This is a genomic window from Trinickia caryophylli (genome assembly GCF_034424545.1).
In the GTDB taxonomy this organism is placed as follows: Bacteria; Pseudomonadota; Gammaproteobacteria; order Burkholderiales; family Burkholderiaceae; genus Trinickia; species Trinickia caryophylli.
Genome location: NZ_CP139970.1, coordinates 3390802 through 3411419, shown reverse-complemented (window position 1 = coordinate 3411419; position 20618 = coordinate 3390802). Strand labels below are relative to the sequence as shown.

20 protein-coding genes are annotated in these 20618 nt (G+C 64.5%); 10 read left to right on the top strand and 10 right to left on the bottom strand.

The window, feature by feature from the left end; genetic code table 11:
* Positions 1-58: 58 nt before the first annotated feature.
* The 4 genes from U0034_RS15420 to U0034_RS15405 all read right to left on the bottom strand — a co-directional run bounded on the left by U0034_RS15420 (position 59) and on the right by U0034_RS15405 (position 5669).
* Complete coding sequence (locus U0034_RS15420) at positions 59-1075, bottom strand: NAD(P)H-quinone oxidoreductase (RefSeq protein ID WP_085230125.1); 1017 nt, start codon at positions 1073-1075, stop codon at positions 59-61.
* 127 nt (positions 1076-1202) lie between these two features.
* Positions 1203-3353, bottom strand: coding sequence for a polyribonucleotide nucleotidyltransferase (pnp, locus tag U0034_RS15415; protein ID WP_085230124.1), 2151 nt, complete (start codon positions 3351-3353; stop codon positions 1203-1205).
* 518 nt (positions 3354-3871) lie between these two features.
* A complete protein-coding gene (gene rpsO, locus U0034_RS15410; RefSeq protein WP_085230123.1) occupies positions 3872-4141 on the bottom strand; it encodes a 30S ribosomal protein S15 in 270 nt (89 codons plus the stop codon).
* Positions 4142-4340: 199 nt separating this feature from the next.
* Positions 4341-5669 carry a branched-chain amino acid ABC transporter substrate-binding protein gene (locus U0034_RS15405; protein ID WP_085230122.1) on the bottom strand — a complete coding sequence of 443 codons (1329 nt, stop codon included), beginning with the start codon at positions 5667-5669 and terminating at the stop codon, positions 4341-4343.
* A gap of 219 nt (positions 5670-5888) precedes the next feature.
* Between U0034_RS15405 and U0034_RS15400 the strand changes: the two genes are divergently transcribed.
* Positions 5889-6398 carry a hypothetical protein gene (locus U0034_RS15400; protein ID WP_102623114.1) on the top strand — a complete coding sequence of 170 codons (510 nt, stop codon included), beginning with the start codon at positions 5889-5891 and terminating at the stop codon, positions 6396-6398.
* A gap of 140 nt (positions 6399-6538) precedes the next feature.
* On the opposite strand, the gene U0034_RS15395 is transcribed toward U0034_RS15400, so the two are convergent.
* The 6 genes from U0034_RS15395 to U0034_RS15370 form a co-directional block, all read right to left on the bottom strand.
* Complete coding sequence (locus U0034_RS15395; protein WP_085230120.1) at positions 6539-8083, bottom strand: 2-isopropylmalate synthase; 1545 nt, start codon at positions 8081-8083, stop codon at positions 6539-6541.
* A 268-nt stretch (positions 8084-8351) separates the two neighbouring features.
* The gene (gene pssA / locus U0034_RS15390; protein WP_085230119.1) at positions 8352-9242 is read right to left on the bottom strand and encodes a CDP-diacylglycerol--serine O-phosphatidyltransferase; all 891 of its coding nucleotides are present in this window, start codon (positions 9240-9242) and stop codon (positions 8352-8354) included.
* Between the two features lie 21 nt (positions 9243-9263).
* Positions 9264-9902, bottom strand: a complete 639-nt coding sequence (locus U0034_RS15385) for a phosphatidylserine decarboxylase (protein ID WP_085230118.1) — start codon at positions 9900-9902, stop codon at positions 9264-9266.
* 205 nt (positions 9903-10107) lie between these two features.
* Positions 10108-11124 (bottom strand): ketol-acid reductoisomerase, encoded by a 1017-nt coding sequence (ilvC, locus tag U0034_RS15380; protein WP_085230117.1) that lies wholly within the window; start codon positions 11122-11124, stop codon positions 10108-10110.
* An 83-nt stretch (positions 11125-11207) separates the two neighbouring features.
* On the bottom strand, positions 11208-11699 hold the full coding sequence (ilvN, locus tag U0034_RS15375; RefSeq protein ID WP_085230116.1) for an acetolactate synthase small subunit: 492 nt from the start codon (positions 11697-11699) through the stop codon (positions 11208-11210).
* 117 nt (positions 11700-11816) lie between these two features.
* The gene (locus tag U0034_RS15370; RefSeq protein WP_085230169.1) at positions 11817-13580 is read right to left on the bottom strand and encodes an acetolactate synthase 3 catalytic subunit; all 1764 of its coding nucleotides are present in this window, start codon (positions 13578-13580) and stop codon (positions 11817-11819) included.
* 358 nt (positions 13581-13938) lie between these two features.
* On the opposite strand from U0034_RS15370, the gene U0034_RS15365 reads away from it, so the two are divergent.
* From U0034_RS15365 to U0034_RS15325, 9 genes are all read left to right on the top strand, one after another.
* Positions 13939-14502: an RNA polymerase sigma factor gene (locus U0034_RS15365; RefSeq protein WP_085230115.1), complete on the top strand. Its 564-nt coding sequence runs from the start codon at positions 13939-13941 to the stop codon at positions 14500-14502.
* The gene (locus U0034_RS15360; protein ID WP_085230114.1) at positions 14499-14915 is read left to right on the top strand and encodes a DUF3619 family protein; all 417 of its coding nucleotides are present in this window, start codon (positions 14499-14501) and stop codon (positions 14913-14915) included. The genes U0034_RS15365 and U0034_RS15360 overlap by 4 nt, the downstream gene beginning before the upstream one ends.
* Positions 14916-14939: 24 nt before the next feature.
* Positions 14940-15683: a DUF3106 domain-containing protein gene (locus U0034_RS15355; RefSeq protein WP_085230113.1), complete on the top strand. Its 744-nt coding sequence runs from the start codon at positions 14940-14942 to the stop codon at positions 15681-15683.
* Positions 15680-16234, top strand: a complete 555-nt coding sequence (locus U0034_RS15350; RefSeq protein WP_085230112.1) for an RDD family protein — start codon at positions 15680-15682, stop codon at positions 16232-16234. The genes U0034_RS15355 and U0034_RS15350 overlap by 4 nt, the downstream gene beginning before the upstream one ends.
* A gap of 332 nt (positions 16235-16566) precedes the next feature.
* On the top strand, positions 16567-17529 hold the full coding sequence (locus tag U0034_RS15345; protein ID WP_407702965.1) for a UDP-2,3-diacylglucosamine diphosphatase: 963 nt from the start codon (positions 16567-16569) through the stop codon (positions 17527-17529).
* Between the two features lie 44 nt (positions 17530-17573).
* Entirely contained in the window at positions 17574-18605 is a 1032-nt protein-coding gene (locus U0034_RS15340; RefSeq protein WP_085230110.1) for a glycosyltransferase family 4 protein, read from the top strand.
* Complete coding sequence (locus U0034_RS15335) at positions 18602-19096, top strand: diacylglycerol kinase (protein WP_085230109.1); 495 nt, start codon at positions 18602-18604, stop codon at positions 19094-19096. Before U0034_RS15340 ends, U0034_RS15335 begins: the two co-directional genes overlap by 4 nt.
* A 209-nt stretch (positions 19097-19305) precedes the next feature.
* A complete protein-coding gene (locus tag U0034_RS15330) occupies positions 19306-20034 on the top strand; it encodes a TetR/AcrR family transcriptional regulator (RefSeq protein WP_085230108.1) in 729 nt (242 codons plus the stop codon).
* Positions 20031-20615 carry an LOG family protein gene (locus U0034_RS15325; protein ID WP_085230107.1) on the top strand — a complete coding sequence of 195 codons (585 nt, stop codon included), beginning with the start codon at positions 20031-20033 and terminating at the stop codon, positions 20613-20615. The genes U0034_RS15330 and U0034_RS15325 overlap by 4 nt, the downstream gene beginning before the upstream one ends.
* Positions 20616-20618: the final 3 nt, after the last annotated feature.

Here is a 20618-nt window from a genome sequence, read left to right as displayed (position 1 = left end):
GAAAATCCGGCAACGCGCACGCAAAACGCGCAATTTTACTGCGCGTCGGCTTGTGTGGTCAAACCGTCTGCGACCAGTCGAGCACGATTTTGCCGATGTGTTCGCCACTCTCCATCAGCGCATGCGCTTGCTTGGCCTCATGGGCGGGGAGCACCCGATAGATAATCGGCTTGATCTGCCCGGATTCGACGTGCGGCCATACCTTGGCCGCAAGCGCCGCCGCGATCTTGGCCTTGAACTCGACCGGGCGCGGGCGCAGCGTCGAGCCCGTAATGCTCAGCCGGCGGCGCAGAATTTCGCCCAGATTCACCTCGGCTTTCGCGCCGCCGAGCAATGCGATGAGCACCAGGCGGCCACCATCGGCGAGTGCCGAGAGCTCACGCGGAACATAGCCGCCCCCGACCATATCGAGGATGACGTCGACACCCCGATTGTTCGTGAGCGATTTTACGACCTCGACGAAGTCTTCCGACTTGTAGTTGATCGCGCGCTCGGCGCCCAGCGATTCGCACGCCTGGCATTTGTCGGCCGTCCCGGCCGTCGCGAAAACACGGAATCCGAGTGCGTGCGCGATCTGGATCGCCGCCACGCCGATGCCGCTCGAGCCGCCCTGTACGAGCAGCGTTTCGTTCGCGCCGCCTTCGCCCGCGCCCAGTTGCGCCCGATCGAAAACGTTGCTCCAGACGGTGAAGAACGTCTCCGGCAGTGACGCCGCTTCGATGTCGGTCAGGCCGGCCGGCACGGGCAGGCACTGCGCGAGCGGAACAGCGACGTATTGCGCATAGCCACCGCCGGCCAGCAAGGCGCAAACGCGATCGCCCATCTTCAAGCCGAACGGGTTGTGCTTCGGGTCCAGCGCACCACCAACGATCTCGCCCGCGATCTCGAGCCCCGGCAGATCCGACGCACCGGGGGGCGGCGCGTACGAACCCTTGCGCTGAAACACGTCAGGCCGGTTCACGCCGGACGCGGCGACTTTCACGAGCACCTCGCCGGCCGCCGGCTCGGGCGTCGGCCGCTCCGCCAGCGCAAGGACTTCCGGCCCGCCGAACTCGGTAATTTCGATTGCTTTCATCTACGTCACCTCTCTGGCTGCGATCGCGGTTGCGCGGACGGCACGCCGCTCATCCGCCCACTTTCTCATAAAAAAACGGCCGGTGCGCTCGACACGCAACCGGCCGTTTCTGCGTCAGATCACCGCATCACTGCTGCGGCGCCTGCTCGGGCTGCCCCGCGCCGGACGCCGCGTCGTTCAGCAGCGCCTTCGACGACAGGCGCACACGGCCCTTCTCGTCGGTCGAGATGACCTTCACCCGGACGTGCTGGCCTTCGGTCAGATAGTCCTTGATGTCCTTGATGCGCTCGTTCGCGATCTCGGAAATATGCAGCAGACCATCCTTGCCCGGCAGGATGTTCACGATCGCACCGAACTCGAGCAGCTTGAGCACGGAGCCTTCGTAGATCTGGCCCACCTCGATCTCGGCCGTGATCGCCTCGATGCGGCGCTTTGCCTCGGCCATGCCTTCGCTGCTCGTGCTCGCGATCGTCACCACGCCGTCGTCGGAGATATCGATCGTCGTGCCCGTTTCTTCGGTCAACGCGCGGATGACCGACCCGCCCTTGCCGATCACGTCGCGGATCTTCTCGGGGTTGATCTTGATCGTGATCATTCGCGGCGCGAACTCGGAGAGTTCGGTGTTTGCGCCGGCAACCGCTTCCGTCATCTTGCCGAGGATGTGCATGCGGCCTTCCTTCGCCTGCGCGAGCGCGACCTGCATGATTTCCTTCGTGATCCCCTGGATCTTGATGTCCATCTGCAGGGCCGTCACGCCGTCCGCCGTACCGGCCACCTTGAAGTCCATGTCGCCGAGGTGGTCCTCGTCGCCGAGGATGTCGGTCAGCACTGCGAACTTGTTGCCTTCGAGAATGAGACCCATCGCGATACCGGCCACGTGCGCCTTCATCGGCACGCCGGCGTCCATCAGCGCGAGACAGCCGCCGCAAACCGACGCCATCGACGACGAGCCGTTCGACTCGGTGATTTCCGACACGACGCGAATCGAGTAGCCGAATTCGTCAGCGCTCGGCAGGCAGGCGGCCAGCGCACGCTTGGCGAGGCGGCCATGGCCGATCTCGCGGCGCTTCGGCGAGCCGACGCGCCCCGTTTCGCCGGTGGCGAACGGCGGCATGTTGTAGTGGAGCATGAAGCGCTCGCGGTACTCGCCTTCGAGCGCGTCGATGATCTGCTCGTCTCCCTTCGTGCCGAGCGTCGCCACGACGAGCGCCTGCGTCTCGCCGCGCGTGAAGAGCGCCGAGCCGTGCGTGCGCGGCAGCACGCCGGTACGGATCTCGATCGGGCGCACCGTGCGCGTGTCGCGGCCGTCGATGCGAGCCTCGCCGTTCAGGATCTGGCTGCGGACGATCTTCGCTTCGAGATCGAACAGGATATTGCCGATCGTCGCCTTGTCTGCGGGCACCGTACCGGCGGCAAGCGCTTCCTCGTCGAGCTTTGCGCCCGTCGCGGCGTAGATCTCCTTGAGCTTCGTCGAGCGCTCCTGCTTGTTGCGGATCTGGTAGGCAGCCGTCAGGTCACCGTACGCAAGATCCGTCACGCGCGCGATCAGCGCCTCGTTCTTCGCGGCGGGCTGCCAGTCCCATTCGGGCTTGCCGCCATCGCGCACGAGTTCGTGGATCGCGTCGATCGCCGTTTGCATCTGCTCATGGCCGAACACGACGGCGCCAAGCATCACGTCTTCCGGCAGTTGGTCGGCTTCCGACTCGACCATCAGCACGGCACGCTCGGTGCCCGCAACGATGAGTTCGAGACGCGAATCCTTCATCTGCGAGCGCGTGGGGTTCAGCACGTACTCGTTATTGACGTAGGCAACGCGCGCGGCACCCACCGGGCCGTGGAACGGCAGGCCGGAGACGGCAAGCGCCGCCGACGCGCCGATCATCGCCGGCACGTCGGCCGGAATCTCGGGGTTGACCGACAGCACGTGGATGACGACCTGCACTTCGTTGTAGAAGCCTTCGGGGAAAAGCGGACGCAGCGGGCGGTCGATGAGGCGCGAGGTCAGCGTCTCGAGTTCGGACGGGCGGCCCTCGCGGCGGAAGAAGCCGCCCGGGATCTTGCCGGCCGAGTAGGTCTTTTCGATGTAATCGACGGTCAACGGGAAAAAATCCTGACCGGGCTTGGCCGTCTTCGCACCGACCACGGTGGCGAGCACGACGGTGTCTTCCACGTCGACGATGACGGCGCCTGTCGCCTGGCGGGCGATCTCGCCCGTCTCGAGGCGAACGGTATGCTGCCCCCACTTAAACTCTTTGACGACTTTATTGAACATTGACATGGTCACTCCTTGCTTTCTTGCTATCTCATTGTGCGTATCGCCGCCTGGCCTCCCGTCGAACCGAGGCGGGCGGCGCCGATGGCCGGCGCCGGCAGGATGAGGAGTGTTATGCCATTCCAGCGCCATGCTCGCGAAAAACGCGTGCGTCGTACTGGAATGACACAAAGCTCTACCCGCCCGGGCGGCCCGTTTCGGCGAAGCCGGCACGCGCACCCTTCGCGCAATGCCGCCTTGCCCGGCACGCCGCATGGCGCGTGCCGTTCAGCTTTGCATGCAACCGCAGCAAGCCCTGAAGCGCTCGCTGCGGCCGGCAACCCTGCATTGAGCCGGCATGGGCTTAGCGTGGGCCGGCGCGGGCGCTCGAGCGCCTCGCCGGCGGGCAACCAAAGCTCACTCCAGCCACAGCTCCACGCGGTGCACCGGTAGCCGCCCAAGGGGCCACTAGTGCCGACGCGAAAAACAAAATGCCTGCATCAGCAGACTGACACAGGCATCTTGCATGAAACGACGATGACCAATTACTTGCGCAGACCCAGCTTCTCGATCAGCGAGCGGTAGCGGTCGGCATCCTTGCCCTTCAAATAGTCGAGCAGCTTGCGACGGCGGCTCACCATGCGCAGCAGGCCGCGGCGGCTGTGGTGATCCTTCGTGTGCGACTTGAAGTGGAGGGTCAGTTCGTTGATGCGCGAGGTCAGCAGCGCGACCTGCACTTCGGGCGAACCCGTATCGTTCGCGGCGCGAGCAAACTTCTCGACGATTTCGGACTTCTTGATATCAGCAACAGACATTTGATTTCCTTTAAAGCAAACAGGCGGTCACGGAAGAAAGGCCGTGCCGTGGGTTACGACGAAGCGCGCATTGTATCACGTCCGCCACCGGCAAAGGCAGCCGCCTGTCGGCCCGGCCCCGGCTGCCATGCCCGGGCGCCAGCTCGGGCATCCGGGCGCCGGGAGGTCGCTCGCGCGCGTCCCATGCGGGCTGCCTCGATCACGGCCGTTTCATTCGGCACACGCTCGGCAGGCGGGTTTTCTCCGGCGATAGTGCAAGCACGGTTCGGAAGCCATACCCCGACCCCTCGTTGTCGAACCGCACGCCCGTGGTCCCCGCCTTGTCCATCTCCATCACATAAAGGGGCTGGATCAATTGGTGATCGGCCGCCTCCATCGTCGCGCGCTGAAACCCGTTGTCGTACTTCATACCCTCGAGCGCCCTGGCCACCGCCGCGGCGTCGGTCGTGCGTGCGCGTGAAATCGCGTCGGCCAGCATCTCGATCATGATTTCCATGCGCAGCACGGGGTAATCGTCGCGGGCAGCCGGAAAACGCGCGCGGAACGCCGCGTAGTAGGCATCCGAGAGCGCCGGTTTCGCGCCCGAGGCCCGATCGGCGAAAAGCGCCGACGCACCGGCGTTCGGATGCCAGTCGGCCACCGCCACCACGCGCTTGACGCCAGCGTCGCCGAGCGCGGCCGGCGCCCCGAGGCTGTTGCCGTAGAACGTGTAGAACTTCCCGACGTAACCCTGCTCGCGCGCCGCTTTCACGAGCAGAGTCAGATCGTTGCCCCAGTTGCCGGTCACGACGGCGTCGGCCCCGCTCGCGCGGATTTTCGCGAGATAAGGGGTGAAATCCTTCACGCGACCGATCGGATGAAATTCGTCGCCCACCACGGCAATGTCAGGCCGGCGCGCGGCCAGCGACTCACGGGCAAGCGCACTCACGTCGTGCCCGAAGCTGTAATCCTGATTCAGCAGATAGACCTTCTTCACGGCCCGCTCGCCAGCGATCACGTCGGCCAGCGCGTTCATGCGCATGCCCGCGTGGGCGTCGAAGCGGAAATGCCAGAAGCTGCAGCCGGCACCTGTGAGCGCCGGGTCGTCGGCCGAATAATTGAGAAAAAGCTCGCGATTGCCGGGCTCGCGGGCGTTGTGCTTGTCGATGGCCGCGACGAGCGCGGCCGCGACCGCCGAGCCATTGCCCTGCAGGATGAACGGGATGCGGCGGTCAGCCGCGGCCCGCTGCTGCACGAGCGCCTCCTCCACGCCGCCGCGGCTGTCCATCACGACGAGTTCGAGCGGATGCCGCCCGTCGGCGAGCGTGACGCCGCCGCGCGCATTCACGCGCTCGACGCCGAAACGCAGATTGCGCTCGACGGCCGCGCCCGCATCGGCGAACGGCCCCGACATGCCCTCGACGAGCGCCAGCCTCACCGGCTCCGCCGCTCCCGTTCCGGCGCCGCCCTCCCCGCCCGCAGCGGCGGCCGCGATGGCCCACGCGCCCAGGACGGCGACCGCGGCGACGCGGCTAATCCATCTGCCCATCGGCTTTTCCTCCTATTCGATCGAAGCGCGGATCATAGGCTGGGCGGCTGCGGCTCGGCAAGCCCGCACCGCAAGCGAGCAGCGGCCATCGGCCGCACCGTTTTGCCTGGCTGCTGTCCAACAAACCCGAAGCCGTGATAAAACCCCGCTACACGCCGCGGGCGGCCGTATGGAGCAGCCGCCGCGCACGCACGCACGCACGCGCAACGGAGAATAACCATGTCGATCGGAAAGCGCCTTTCTGCCCTGTTCGCCTGCACAGCCCTGCTGCTTGCCGGCTGCGTTCAACCGTGGGAGCGATTCCAGCCCGGCGAGGACGCGTCCGCCGTTGTCGCGCGCTTCGGCCCGCCACGCGAGGTCTACGATCTGCCCGACGGCGGCAAGCGGCTCATGTGGCCCACTCAGCCGTTCGGCGAAGTGACCGTCGCGGCTGACGTCGACGCTTCGGGCAAGGTTCTCAAGCTGCGGCAGGTGCTGCAACCGAACGAGTTCTACAAGGCGCAGATCGGCCAGTGGACGAAGCGCGATGTCCTCGTGAACTTCGGCCGTCCCGTCGAGACGTCGTACTTCCCCCTCATGAAGCGCGAGGTATGGAGCTACCGTTACCTCGAGGACGGCGTCTGGTACATGCTCTACAACTTCTATTTCGACGATCAGGGCATCCTGCGCCTCACGCAGAAAACGCCCGATCCACTGCACGACCCCGACCGCCGCCACTTCGGGTTCTGATTCGGGTTCTCAGCGCGGGCGTACCTGAGCGGCTCGCCGCGGGCGCGGAAGGCCATGAAAAAGCCCTCGCCCGGCAAAGCCGGCGCGAGGGCAGATATTCGCATGCGGCCGCGGCGCCGCAACGGGCGGCCGGACCTGGATCAGATGGCCTGGGGATTGACCTTCTCGACGTTGGTATAGAGCTTGTTGAGCGCGGAAATGTAAGCCTTCGCCGAAGCGGCGACGATATCGGGATCCGTGCCGACGCCATTCACGATGCGCCCGTTCTTCGAAAGCCGCACGGTCACCTCGCCCTGAGCCTGCGTGCCGGTCGTGATCGCGTTGACCGAATAGAGCAGCAGCTCGGAGCCGCTGCCGACTTCGCCCTCGATCGCATTGAGCGTTGCATCCACGGGGCCGTTGCCGCGCGCCTCGCCAACCGTCTCCTTGCCGTCCACCGAGAAAACGACGCGTGCATGCGGGCGCTCGCCCGTCTCCGAGTGCTGCGCGAGCGACACGAACTTGTAACGCTCGCGCTCCGCTGCAGCCGCCGACTCTTCGCTGACGATCGCGATGATGTCTTCGTCGAAGATCTCGGACTTGCGATCGGCCAGTTCCTTGAAGCGCGCAAAGGCCGTATTGAGTTCGCTCTCGCTTTCGAGCGTCACGTTGAGTTCCTGCAGACGCTGCTTGAACGCGTTGCGGCCCGAGAGCTTGCCGAGCACGATCTTGTTGGCCGACCAGCCCACGTCTTCCGCACGCATGATCTCGTAGGTATCGCGCGCTTTCAGAACGCCGTCCTGGTGAATGCCCGACGCGTGCGCGAACGCGTTTGCGCCCACCACCGCCTTGTTCGGCTGCACCACGAAGCCCGTGATCTGCGAGACGAGCTTCGATGCGGGCACGATTTGCGTCGTATCGAGGCCAACCTCGAGCCCGAAGTAGTCCTTGCGCGTCTTCACGGCCATCACGATTTCCTCGAGGGCCGTATTGCCCGCGCGCTCGCCGAGCCCGTTGATGGTGCATTCGACCTGGCGCGCGCCGCCGATCTTCACGCCCGCGAGCGAATTCGCCACCGCCATGCCGAGGTCGTTATGGCAGTGCACCGAAAAGATCGCCTTGTCCGAATTCGGAATGCGCTCGCGCAGCGTCTTGACGAGGCTGCCGTAGAGCTCGGGTACACCGTAGCCCACCGTATCGGCGATGTTGATCGTCCGTGCGCCCTCGTCGATCACCGCTTCGAGTACCCGGCACAGGAAATCCATGTCCGAGCGGCTGCCGTCCTCGGGGGAGAACTCGACGTCGTCAGTGAACTTGCGCGCGAAGCGCACGGCGAGGCGCGCCTGCTCGAAGACCTGATCCGGCGTCATGCGCAACTTCTTCTCCATGTGCAGCGGCGAAGTGGCGATGAAGGTGTGAATGCGGAAGCGCTCGGCCGGGGCCAGCGCATCGGCCGCGCGCTGGATGTCTCGATCGTTTGCCCGAGCGAGCGAGCAGACCGTGCTGTCCTTGACGATCGACGCGATGGCGTTGATCGCATCGAAGTCGCCGTTCGAGCTGGCCGCGAACCCCGCCTCGATGACGTCGACGCGCATCCGCTCGAGTTGCCTTGCGATGCGGATCTTTTCCTCTTTCGTCATCGACGCGCCGGGCGACTGCTCGCCGTCGCGCAACGTCGTGTCGAAAATTATCAACTTGTCTGCCATCTCAGGTCTCCAGGGGACGGTTCACGGTCTGAAAAGGGAATTCGGGCGTTGTCGCCACCGCTGGCGACGCCGAAGAGCGAACGAGGCAGACGGAGGCGAGGACGATCAGCGCGCAAGGCGCGCCGACGCTAGTGCTAGGCCGCTTAGCGGCGCACAGGCGGGCAGGAATAGGGGGGGAAATGCGAAATTCAGCATGTCGCCGACTATAGCGGCATTCGCGAAATCGTGCAATCAGCCCGGCCCGCGCTGCGGCCGGCCGGGCCATGGATCAATGCTCGTGCTGGGCCGACCGTGCCGGGTTTTCCCGCCGGCGCAGTGCGAGATAAGCCCAAAACAGGTAGCCGGACATGCCGTAGAGCACGAAAAGGCCGAACAGCATCAACGGCGGATCGGACGAGACGAGCACGAACGCCACCACGACAAGCAGAATCGCCGCAAACGGCACGCGGTGACGCACGTCGAGCGCCTTGCCGCTATAAAACGGCGCGTTCGAGACCATCGTCACGCCGGCATAGACGGTCAGCGCGAACGCGACCCAGGGCAACCAGACGAGCTTGAGCGGCACGCGGTTGTCGGTCGCGAGCCAGACGAAGCCTGCGATCAGCGCGGCGGCGGCCGGACTCGGCAATCCTTGGAAAAAACGCTTGTCGACCACGCCGATGTTCGTGTTGAACCGCGCGAGGCGCAATGCGGCACCGGAACAGTAGACGAACGCGGCCAGCCAGCCCCAGCGGCCGAGGTCCTTCAGTATCCATTCGTACATGACGAGCGCCGGCGCTACGCCGAACGACACCATGTCGGACAAACTGTCGAATTGCTCGCCGAACGCGCTCTGAGTATGCGTCATCCGGGCGACGCGCCCGTCCATGCCGTCGAGCACCATCGCGACGAAAATCGCGATCGCGGCGATCTCGAAACGGACGTTCATCGCCTGGACCACGGCGAAGAATCCACAAAAGAGCGCGGCCGTGGTGAACGCGTTCGGCAGCAGGTAGATGCCGCGCTTGCGCAGAAATTGCTGGCGCGCGGCACGGCGCGTCTCGGCGGGCGCCGGCGACAAGGCGCTCGCGGCCTCGGCCCCGAGCGCCTTGTTGCGGCGAAACGTTCGCGGCAACGGCGAGGAGCCGGTGCGCGGGCGACGCGGTTTGAATGCGGCCATCGAAACCTCCTCGCGCCGGGCTCAGAGCTCGGCGAGAATCGTCGACGAGGCCTGCACCTTCTCGCCGATCGAGACCCGGGCCCGGCTTCCGAGCGGCAGGTAGACGTCGACGCGCGAGCCGAAGCGGATGAACCCGTAACGCTGGCCGCGCGTGAGCGGCTCTCCCACCCGGACGTAGCAAAGGATGCGCCGCGCGATGAGGCCCGCGATCTGCACGGCCGTGACCGTGTGGCCGCTGCCGGTCTGGATCACCACGGCATTGCGCTCGTTCTCGAGCGAGGCCTTGTCCACGGCGGCGTTCAGGTACGCGCCGGGGAAGTACTCGACCTTCGTCACCGCGCCATCGACCGGCGAGCGCTGCGAATGGACATTGAACACGTTCATGAACACGCTGATTTTCAGCGCCTCACGGTTTGCGTACGGATCGTGCGTCGTCTCCACGGCGACGATGCGCCCGTCGGCAGGACAAAGCACGGCGTTCGCCTCGGTAGGGATGGGGCGCGGCGGATCGCGGAAGAACTGCACGACGAAGATCAGCAGCAGCCAGAAAAGCCAGGCGAGGCCGAACCCTGCGAAAGCGTGGACCACGAGCGCGAGCACGGCAGCGATCGCGATAAACGGCCAGCCTTCGCGCGCAATGATCGGATGAGGGTAATTCATGGATCGTTTCAGTCTTTTTGTAAAACCGTAGGATAGCAAAAGCCGTCCGACGCTCGGCGCGCGGGACGGCTTCAGGCGGCCAAGTCCGCTTTCCGCACCTCACGCCGCGGCGCATCGCCGAAACGTGAGAGGAAAGGGGATAGACCGAACGATAGGGGCCGGGCACTCACGTACAAGCGCACCGCCCCCGGTATCGCTTCGATTTTTAGTTCTTCGACTGATCGACGAGCTTGTTCTTTGCGATCCACGGCATCATCGCGCGCAGCTTCTCGCCCACCTGCTCGATCTGGTGCTCGGCCATCAGGCGGCGGCGCGACTGCAGCGTCGGCGCGCCGGCGCGGTTTTCGAGGATGAAGCTCTTCGCGTACTCGCCCGTCTGGATGTCCTTGAGGACGTCCTTCATGACCTTCTTCGTCTCTTCCGTGACGACACGCGGACCCGTCACGTACTCGCCGTACTCGGCGTTGTTCGAGATCGAGTAGTTCATGTTGGCGATGCCGCCCTCGTAGATCAGGTCGACGATGAGCTTGAGCTCGTGCAGGCATTCGAAGTAGGCCATCTCCGGCGCGTAACCCGCTTCGACGAGCGTTTCGAAACCGGCCTTGATCAGCTCGACGGTGCCGCCGCACAGCACGGCCTGCTCGCCGAAAAGGTCCGTTTCGGTTTCTTCGCGGAAGTTCGTCTCGATGATGCCGGCACGGCCGCCGCCGTTGGCCGCCGCATACGACAGCGCGATGTCGCGCGCCGCGCCCGACTTGTCCTGCGCCACGGCGATGAGGTGCGGAACACCGCCGCCTTGCGAGTACGTGCCGCGCACGGTGTGGCCCGGCGCCTTCGGCGCGATCATGATCACGTCGAGGTCGGCGCGGGGAATGACCTGGCCGTAGTGCACGTTGAAGCCGTGTGCAAAGGCGAGCGCAGCGCCCTCCTTGATGTTGGCGTGCACTTCGCTCTTGTAGACCTCGGCGATCTGCTCGTCGGGCAGCAGCATCATGACGACGTCGGCACCCTTCACGGCCTCGGCCACTTCCTTCACCGCGAGGCCGGCGCCTTCGGCCTTCTTCCACGACGCGCCGCCGCGACGCAGACCGACCGTCACGCGCACGCCGCTGTCCTTCAGGTTCAACGCGTGAGCATGGCCTTGCGAGCCGTAGCCGATGATCGTGACGTCCTTGCCTTTGATGAGGGAGAGGTCGGCGTCCTTATCGTAGAAAACTTTCATGTTGGTTCCTTCTCGTAATCGATTCAGTGAATTGCTTCTTGACGCCGCACCCACCCAGGGGTGCCGCGCCGATCAAACCGGCATCAGACTTTCAAAATGCGCTCGCCGCGGCCGATGCCCGAGCTGCCCGTGCGGACCGTCTCGAGAATCACCGTCGCATCGAGCGCCTCGATGAAGGCGTCGAGCTTGTCGCTCGCCCCCGTCAACTCGATCGTATAGGTCTTCTCGGTCACGTCGATGATGCGGCCGCGGAAAATGTCCGCCATCCGCTTCATCTCTTCGCGCTCCTTGCCCACCGCTCGGACCTTGATCAGCATCAGCTCGCGCTCGATGTGGGCGCCTTCGGTCAAGTCGACCACCTTCACCACCTCGATCAGGCGGTTCAAGTGCTTCGTGATCTGTTCGATCACGTCGTCCGAGCCAATGGAAACGATGGTCATCCGCGAGAGCGAGCGGTCCTCGGTCGGCGCCACCGTCAAGGTCTCAATGTTGTAGCCGCGCGCCGAAAAAAGACCGACCACGCGCGAAAGCGCACCCGGTTCGTTTTCCAGCAGAACGGAGATGATATGTCGCATTGTCGTATTCCCGTTTATCCAGATGTCGATCCACGCGGCATCCGCCCCCGCCGCCCGCCCGCATCCGCCTTTCGTGAAGGCGGCCGGCGCGGGCGCGGCGAACGGCGCCGCTTTGCGTCAGAGATCCTCGGCGCCGAGCAGCATCTCGGTGATGCCTTTGCCGGCTTGGACCATGGGCCAGACGTTTTCGGTCGGATCGGTCTGGAAATCGAGGAAAACGGTGCGGTCCTTCAGCCGCAGCGCCTCTTTCAATGCGGGCTCGACATCCGCGGTTTTCTCGATGCGCATGCCGACGTGGCCGTAGGCCTCGGCAAGCTTCACGAAGTCGGGCAGCGCATCCATGTAGGAATGCGAATAGCGCTTGCTGTATTCGATCTGCTGCCACTGGCGGACCATGCCGAGATAGCGGTTGTTCAGCGAGATGATCTTGACGGGCGTGTCGTACTGCTTGCAGGTGGACAGCTCCTGGATGCACATCTGGATCGAGCCTTCGCCCGTAATGCAGACGACTTCCGAATCAGGATGCGCCATTTTCACGCCCATCGCGGCCGGCAGGCCGAAGCCCATCGTGCCGAGGCCGCCCGAGTTGATCCAGCGGCGCGGCTTGTCGAAGCGGTAGAACTGCGCCGCCCACATCTGATGCTGGCCGACGTCGGAGCACACGAACGCATTGCCGTCCGTGAGCTCCCAGAGCTTTTCGACGACGTATTGCGGCTTGATGACGGTGCTCTCGCGGTCGTACTTGAGGCAATGCTTCGCGCGCCAGCCCTCGATCTCCTTCCACCACTCGGCGAGTGCCTGGGTGTCGGGGCCGTGCTCGGCGTGCTGCAACTGCTCGATGATCTCCTTGAGCACTTCTTTCACGTCGCCGACGATCGGAATGTCGACCTTCACGCGCTTGCTGATCGACGACGGATCGATGTCGATATGAACGATCTTGCGCGGGCGCGACGAGAAATGCTGCGGACTGCCGATCACGCGATCGTCGAAGCGCGCGCCGATCGCGATCAGTACGTCGCAGTTCTGCATCGCCATGTTGGCTTCGTACGTGCCATGCATGCCGAGCATGCCGAGGAACTTCCTGTCGCTCGCACGGTAGCCGCCCAGCCCCATCAGCGTGCTCGTGACCGGGTAGCCGAGCAGATCGGCGAGCTGGTTCAGTTCGCGCGAGGCGTCGGCCAACACGATGCCGCCACCCGTGTAGATGTAGGGGCGCTTCGCGGAAAGGAGCAGCGAGACAGCCTTGCGGATCTGGCCCGAATGGCCCTTCGTGACCGGGTTGTACGAGCGCAGCGAAACGCTCTTGACCGGCTCGTAGTCGCACGGCGTCTTCGAGATGTCCTTCGGGATATCGATGAGCACCGGGCCCGGGCGGCCCGTGCGCGCGATATAGAACGCCTTCTTGACCGTGGCGGCGAGATCGCGCACGTCCTTCACGAGGAAGTTATGCTTCACGCAGGGCCGCGTGATGCCGACCGTGTCGCACTCCTGGAAGGCGTCCTGGCCGATCGCGGCCGTGGGCACCTGGCCGCTGATGATGACGAGCGGGATCGAATCCATGTAGGCCGTGGCGATGCCCGTCACCGCGTTGGTGACGCCGGGACCGGAGGTCACGAGGCACACGCCGACCTTGCCCGTCGCGCGCGCGTAGCCGTCGGCCGCGTGCACGGCAGCCTGCTCGTGGCGCACGAGGACGTGCTGAACCTTGTCCTGCTTGTAAAGCTCGTCGTAAATGTAGAGCACCGCGCCGCCGGGGTAGCCCCAGAGCACTTCGACGCCTTCGTCGGCCAGCGCGCGCATGAGCACGGTGGCGCCGATCGAGGCGGCATCATGAGAGGGAGTGGTATCCGACGTGGAGAATTCCGCGCTGGGCATATTCATCATTCACCTTTCGAATTTTCGGCAAAAAATTGATCGGGTGCTCTCTGCCGGGCTTGTGGCTCGGGTTCAAGCGGCGCGTCCAGTTGACAGGCGGACTTCTTGGGCCCGCCTCAAAAGAGACAGTCACTTATGTTGCGAACCTTAGAACTTAACTTTTGTACGTCCGACGGTCAAGCAAAATCTGATGCCCCGGGCACGCGCCTTGCGTCGGAAGCGCCCCGGACGCCCCCGAAAAACGACGCGGCGGCCGCTTCCGGCGGCCAGAAGCGCCCCACTATCTCGAAAGTTTGCTAGCATCCGCGGGTTTTACGACTTTTTTTCGAACGTTTACGGCGCGAACGCGCTTCGCCGCTCCCGGATGGCATCAGACAAGGAACTCGCCGACTTCCTGGCGTCCGTCGAAAGACGGGCGTTCAAACAGACCGTCTACGCTGTGCGCGATGACGATGCCGCGCTCGACATCGTCCAGGATGCGATGATCAAGCTGGCCGAGAAGTACGGGGACCGGCCGCTTGCCGAACTCCCGCTACTCTTTCAGCGTATCCTGCAAAATGTAACGCACGACCATTTTCGTCGGCAGAAAGTACGCAATACGTGGGTGAGCCTCTTCTCCTCGTTCGCCGGCGGCGACGAGGACGAATTCGACCTGCTCGAAACGCTGGAGACCGGCGAGCACGGCAGCGGCTCCGAAAGCAGCGAGCAAAAGCTCGAACGCGATCAAGTACTTGCACTCATCGACGCGGAAATCCAAAAACTACCGGCGCGTCAACGGGAGGCGTTTCTCATGCGTTATTGGGAAGATATGGATGTGGCCGAGACGGCCGCCGCGATGGGGTGCTCCGAAGGCAGCGTGAAAACGCATTGCTCGCGCGCCACGCATACGCTGGCGGCCGCGCTCAAGGCAAAAGGAATTACGCTATGACTTCCGCTCCCGACACGAAAGAACTCGAGTTCGCGCTCAAGGTGTGCCGCGCGCTCGACGAGCGTGCCGCCGGCCTGCCCGCGCCGGCCGCCGAACGGCTGGCTGCTGCGCGGCGGCTCGCCGTTGCGCGCAAGAAGCCCGAGCCGGCTCACGCGCCGGTGTTCGTGCCCGCATTGGCCGGGGCGCCAGCCGGCATGTCCGCGGCCGGTCCGCGCATCAAGCCGCTGCGCCGCCTCGCGCTCGTCTGGCCGATTCTCGCGCTTCTGATCGGTATCGCCGGCATCGCGTACTGGGAAAATGTGCAACGCGCGGCCGAGTTGGCCGACATCGACGCCGCCATGCTCAACGACGATCTCCCCCTCAACGCGTACCTCGACCACGGGTTCAACGCGTACCTCTCTCGCGCGCGCTGAGCGAATGGCCTGGAGGAGACCGGCGTGAGTTACAAGCGCGGCCTGGCCGTCGTTTTCGCTTGCGCGATCGCATCGGCGGTCGCGTTTGCCGCCACGTACCCGCGTTTTTTTACCGCGCAGCCGATCGTGCGCACGGGTAGCGGCGCGGCACCGGCGCCCGCGTCGGTACCGCCGCTGCTTTCGCTCGAGTTGCCGCCTCTCATCGACAGCAACCCCTTGTCGTGGTCCCATCTGAGCGTCGATCAGCATGCCGCGCTGGCGCCGTTTGCGGCCGAGTGGGACAGGTTCAGCGACGAACGCAAGCGTAAATGGATCAAGATCGCATCGCGGTTCGCCAAGATGTCGCCCGAGCAGCAAAAGCGGCTGCACGAGCGCATGGCCGAATGGGTCCGGATGACCCCCGAGCAGCGGCGCGTCGCGCGTGAAAACTATCAGGTTTCCAAGGCGCTGCCGCCGCAGGCCCGACAGAAGGCCTGGAACACCTATCAGGAACTGTCGCCCGAACAGAAGGCGAAGCTTGCCGCGAGCGCGCGCAAGCGCCGGCCGACGGTCGTCAGCGCCCCGCCCTCGGGCGTGAAAAGCGAGATTCGCGGGATCAACCGGCTCGCCGATGTATCGGCGGACGGCGCAAGCGGCGCCGCGGCCGCGAGCGGTACGCCGGCCTCGGGCGCCGCGGCGCCCCAACCGGGCTCCTCGGCCACGCCGAGTGCCCCTGCGCCGACGCCGCTCTCGCCTTCCGAGGCGCCTTCCGTGTTCCGCGGCGCATGAGCGTGGCCAGCCCCGGCCCGACAAAGCACGCCGAACCGCCGGCCGAGGCGGTCGCGCTCGCCGGTCTCGCGGGCGCACCACCCACGGTACGTCGGCGTCTTGCCTCGCTCGCTTACGAAGCGGTGATCCTTTTTGGCGTGATCTTTTTTGCCGGCTATCTCTTTTCGACGCTCACCCAGCAGCGCAACGGTCTGACTCATCACAATCTGCTTGCAGCTTGGATCGCTGTGGTTCTCGCCGTCTACTTCGTATGGTTCTGGACGCACGGCGGGCAGACATTGCCGATGAAAACGTGGCGGCTTCGTGTTATCGATGCTCGTGGCGCGCCGCTCGCGCCTGTCCGCGCCATTGCCCGTTATTTGCTCGCGTGGCTCTGGTTTCTACCCCCGCTGGCGCTGCATTCGCTTTTGCATCTGTCCGTGCCCGTCACGCTCGCGGTATCGGCATGCTGGTTCGTGCTATGGGCCGCGGCCGCGCGACTTCACCCGGGGCGTCAGTTTCCGCATGATCGTTTGGCCGGCACCCGCATCATCGCGGTCGCGCGCGATTAGCATCCGGGAATTTGCCGCGCGTTTGCGCGGTTATCGCGCGGTTATCGGTCTGGTCCGAGAATTTTCATCTCCAGCTTGCCAAGCTGTGCGGCCAACTGAAGGCGCGCCGCACGTCAATGGGTGAGTGCTTGAATACGGTGCTGTTCGTACGGTGCCGTTTGGCGAGTCGACAAAACTACGCCCGCCCTCATCAACATCGGCAGCCGGTTCGGAAACGCGCGGATGAAAATGCGCGTAGCGGTAATCCGCCCCGCTCCACGCCCCCATAGCCCGTAATAAGAACGTCTCGTGACTGTCATGTGGCAGTCACACGCACATGGCGCAATGCGTACATGTCCAACTCGACGCGAGAAGCCATGGACCGCTCGTCCGCGACTTCGCTCTTCAAGCGGCTCGGCGCGAGCGTCGATGCCGTGCCGTTTCACCCCACCGCCCCGAGCGGCACGCCGGTATCGACGCGCGGCCCCGAGCGCGACCCCTCTTCGAGCGCCCATCACGACGACACCGTCGACAAGCCCCATCGCTACCGCACGATCTGGCTCTCGGACATTCATCTGGGCTCGAGCGGCTGCCAGGCCGACTACCTGCTCGACTTCCTGCGCCACAACGAGTCGGAATACCTGTACCTCGTCGGCGACATCATCGACGGCTGGCAGCTCAAAAAAGGCTGGTATTGGCCGCAGGCGCACAACGACGTCGTGCAGAAGGTCCTGCGCAAGGCGCGCAAGGGCACGCAGGTCACCTACATCCCCGGCAACCACGACGAAGCGGCGCGTCAGTTCTGCGATCTCGCCTTCGGCGATATCCAGGTGCGCGAGGAAGCGTTTCATACGACGCTGCTCGGCAAGCGCCTGTGGATCGTCCACGGCGATCTCTTCGACGGTGTCATCCAGCATGCCAAGTGGCTCGCCTACCTCGGCGACACGGCCTACACCGCGATTCTCGTTCTAAACCGCTGGTTCAACCGAATCCGCAGCCGCTTCGGCTTTCAGTACTGGTCGCTCTCGCAATACCTGAAGCATCAGGTGAAAAACGCGGTGAACTTCATCTCGTCGTTCGAGCACGTCATGGTAGACGAAGCCCGGCGGCGCGGCTGCGACGGCGTCGTCTGCGGCCACATCCACAAGGCGGAAATCCGCGACGTCGACGGTCTCGTCTATTGCAACGACGGCGACTGGGTCGAAAGCCTCTCGGCGCTCGTCGAGACCCTCGAGGGCGAGCTGCTGGTCGTGTTCTGGACCGTCATGCGGGCGCCCCAAACCTCCGCGCGCAAGGCGAAAGCCACGGCTGCCTGAGGCCCGCGCGCCCTTTTTTCCGAGACCGACAAGAGGCCCCCCGCATGAAGATCATGATCGTGACCGACGCCTGGGAACCCCAGGTCAACGGCGTCGTGCGCACATTGAAGAACACCACGCGCGAACTCACGGCGCTCGGCCACCGCGTCGAACTTCTCACGCCGCTCGAATTCCGCACGATTCCCTGTCCGACCTACCCCGAAATCCGGCTTTCGCTCTTTCCGCGCCGGCGCCTGAACGCGCGCATCGACGAATTCGCGCCCGATGCGCTGCACATCGCCACCGAAGGCCCGCTCGGGCTCGCGGCCCGACGCTATGCGATGAAACACGGGCTGCCGTTCACGACCGCCTACCACACGCGCTTTCCCGAATACGTCGAAGCCCGCTTCGCGCTGCCTGCCGCCGCGACCTATCGCTTCCTGCGCTGGTTCCATCGGCCCTCGCTCGCGGTCATGGCGCCCACGCCTGTCGTCAAGACCGATCTCGAACATTACGGCTTTCGCAACGTCGTGCTCTGGACGCGCGGCGTCGATCTCGACATCTTCCATCCGATGGACTCGAAGGTCCTCAATACAGCGCGTCCGATCTTCCTCTACGTAGGCCGTGTTGCCATCGAAAAGAACGTCGAGGCGTTTCTGAAGCTCAATCTGCCCGGCTCGAAATGGGTGGCGGGCGAAGGGCCGGCGCTGGCCGAACTCAAGTCACGTTACCCCGAGGTCAACTATCTCGGCGTGCTGAGCCAAGCCGAACTCGCCAAGGTCTATGCGGCGGCGGACGTGTTCGTGTTCCCGAGCCGCACCGATACGTTCGGCCTCGTGCTGCTCGAGGCGCTAGCCTGCGGCACACCGGTGGCCGCGTATCCCGTGACGGGCCCGATCGACGTGCTCGGCGACGGCGGGGCCGGCGCGATGAACGAGGATCTGCGCGAAGCCTGCCTCGACGCACTCAAGATCGACCGCGCCGACGCCCGCGCCTGGGCCGAGCGCTTTTCCTGGCGCGCCGCATCGGAACAGTTCGCAGCCCACCTGAAGCCGCTTTCCGGCGCGCACTGGCGCGAGGAAAACGCCCCCGCATGAAGCGCGACGAACCTGCCGCCCACGCCGACGACCACGAGCCGCGCGAGCCGCTCGGGCCCGACGATCCGCTCGCCCCGCCGCCGTTCAACCCCTACAAGGGCAACCGCGGACTCACGCGCGCATGGCACGCGCTCAAGAACTCGATCAGCGGCTTTCAAGTCGCAATTCGCGAGGAGAGCGCGTTTCGTCAGGAGCTCACGCTCGCCGCCATTCTCGTGCCCGCCGGCACGCTCGTACCCGTGGACGCCGTGTCGCACGTGCTTCTGATCGGCTCGGTACTGCTCGTGCTGATCGTCGAATTGCTGAATTCGAGCGTGGAAGCGGCAATCGACCGCATCTCCCTCGAACGGCACGAACTCTCCCGCCGCGCAAAGGATCTCGGCAGCGCCGCCGTGACGGTGGCTCTCGTGGTCTGCGTCCTCACCTGGGGGTTGATCGTGGGCCCGCTTGCCGCCGCATGGCTCAGCCGGCTGACGGGCGCCGGCCACTGACATGCTGTCCGCTCCCCACTACCCATTCGTCATATCTCATTTTTAGCACGCACGTTCGTGCTCCATGAAAACCCGAATGGGCGGCCGGCTACGAGGATGGCGCGTTTATAATCGGCCCACAACACCCAAAGACATACCAACCAAGCCGGGCTCGAAACGATGCGGACTCCCGTGTGCCCGCATCGCCCGGCGCCACTGGGCCGGACGACATGGAAGCGAAAACTCCCCGCCGCACCCGCGAACGGATCCTCGAGCTGTCGTTGAAACTGTTCAACGAGATCGGCGAGCCGAACGTCACGACGACCACGATCGCGGAGGAAATGGAGATTAGCCCCGGCAATCTCTATTACCACTTCCGCAATAAAGACGATATTATTAATAGTATTTTTGCGCAATTCGAGCAGGCGATCGAAAAGCGGCTCCGATTTCCGGAGGACCATCGTCCGACGATCGACGAAACGTGGTCCTATCTGCAATACATGGCCGATTTCATGTGGCAGTACCGTTTCCTTTATCGCGATCTCAACGACCTGCTCGCGCGAAATCGCACGCTCGAGATGCATTTCAAGCAAATCATCAGCCATAAGGTGCGCTTCGCGCGCGAGATGTGCGAGTTGCTCGTGGCGGACGACGAGATGGTCGCCACGCCCGACGAAATCCAGGTCATTTCGACGAACATGGGCGTCATCGCCACGTATTGGCTGTCGTACCAGTTCGTCATGAACCCGCGCAAGTACAACGATCAGGAAGCCATTCGCGTCGAGCTGCATCAGGTCAGCGTGCACGTGATTTCGATCATGGCGCCATATCTGCGCGGCCGCTCGCGCCAGCTGTTCGACGATCTCGTCTCCGGCAAGCTGCCGATGCGCGAATTCCACGATTATCTGCCGCCGCGCGAGACCGGCGCGAAGAGCGCAACCAAGGACGCTCAGCCATGAAGTCGATCTGTGTCTATTGCGGGTCGTCGCTCGGCGCGAAGCCCGTGTATGCGGAGGCGGCCAAGGCATTCGGCGAAGCCCTCGTCGCGGCCGGCTGCTCGCTCGTCTACGGCGGCGGCCACGTGGGGCTCATGGGCACAGTCGCCGATGCCGTGCTCGCGGCCGGTGGGCGCGCCGTCGGCGTGATTCCCAAACTGCTCGTCGACAAGGAAATCGGTCACTCGGGGCTCACCGAGCTGCACGTCGTGCCCGATATGCACGAGCGCAAGAAGATGATGGCCGATCTCGCGGACGGGTTCGTTGCGTTGCCCGGTGGCGCCGGCACGCTCGAGGAACTCTTCGAGGTCTATACCTGGGCGCAGCTCGGCTATCACGCCAAGCCAATCGGGCTCCTGAACGTCGATGGCTATTACGAGCCGCTCGCGGCCATGCTCGCCCACATCGTGGGCGAAGGGTTCATGCAGCACACTTATCTCGATATCTTGACGATGGGTTCGGAGCCGGCCGCGCTCATCGGGACGATGCGGCAGTATCGGCCGCCCGCCCGCGACAAGTGGGCTACCGAGCGCGAAGCCGTTTGACAG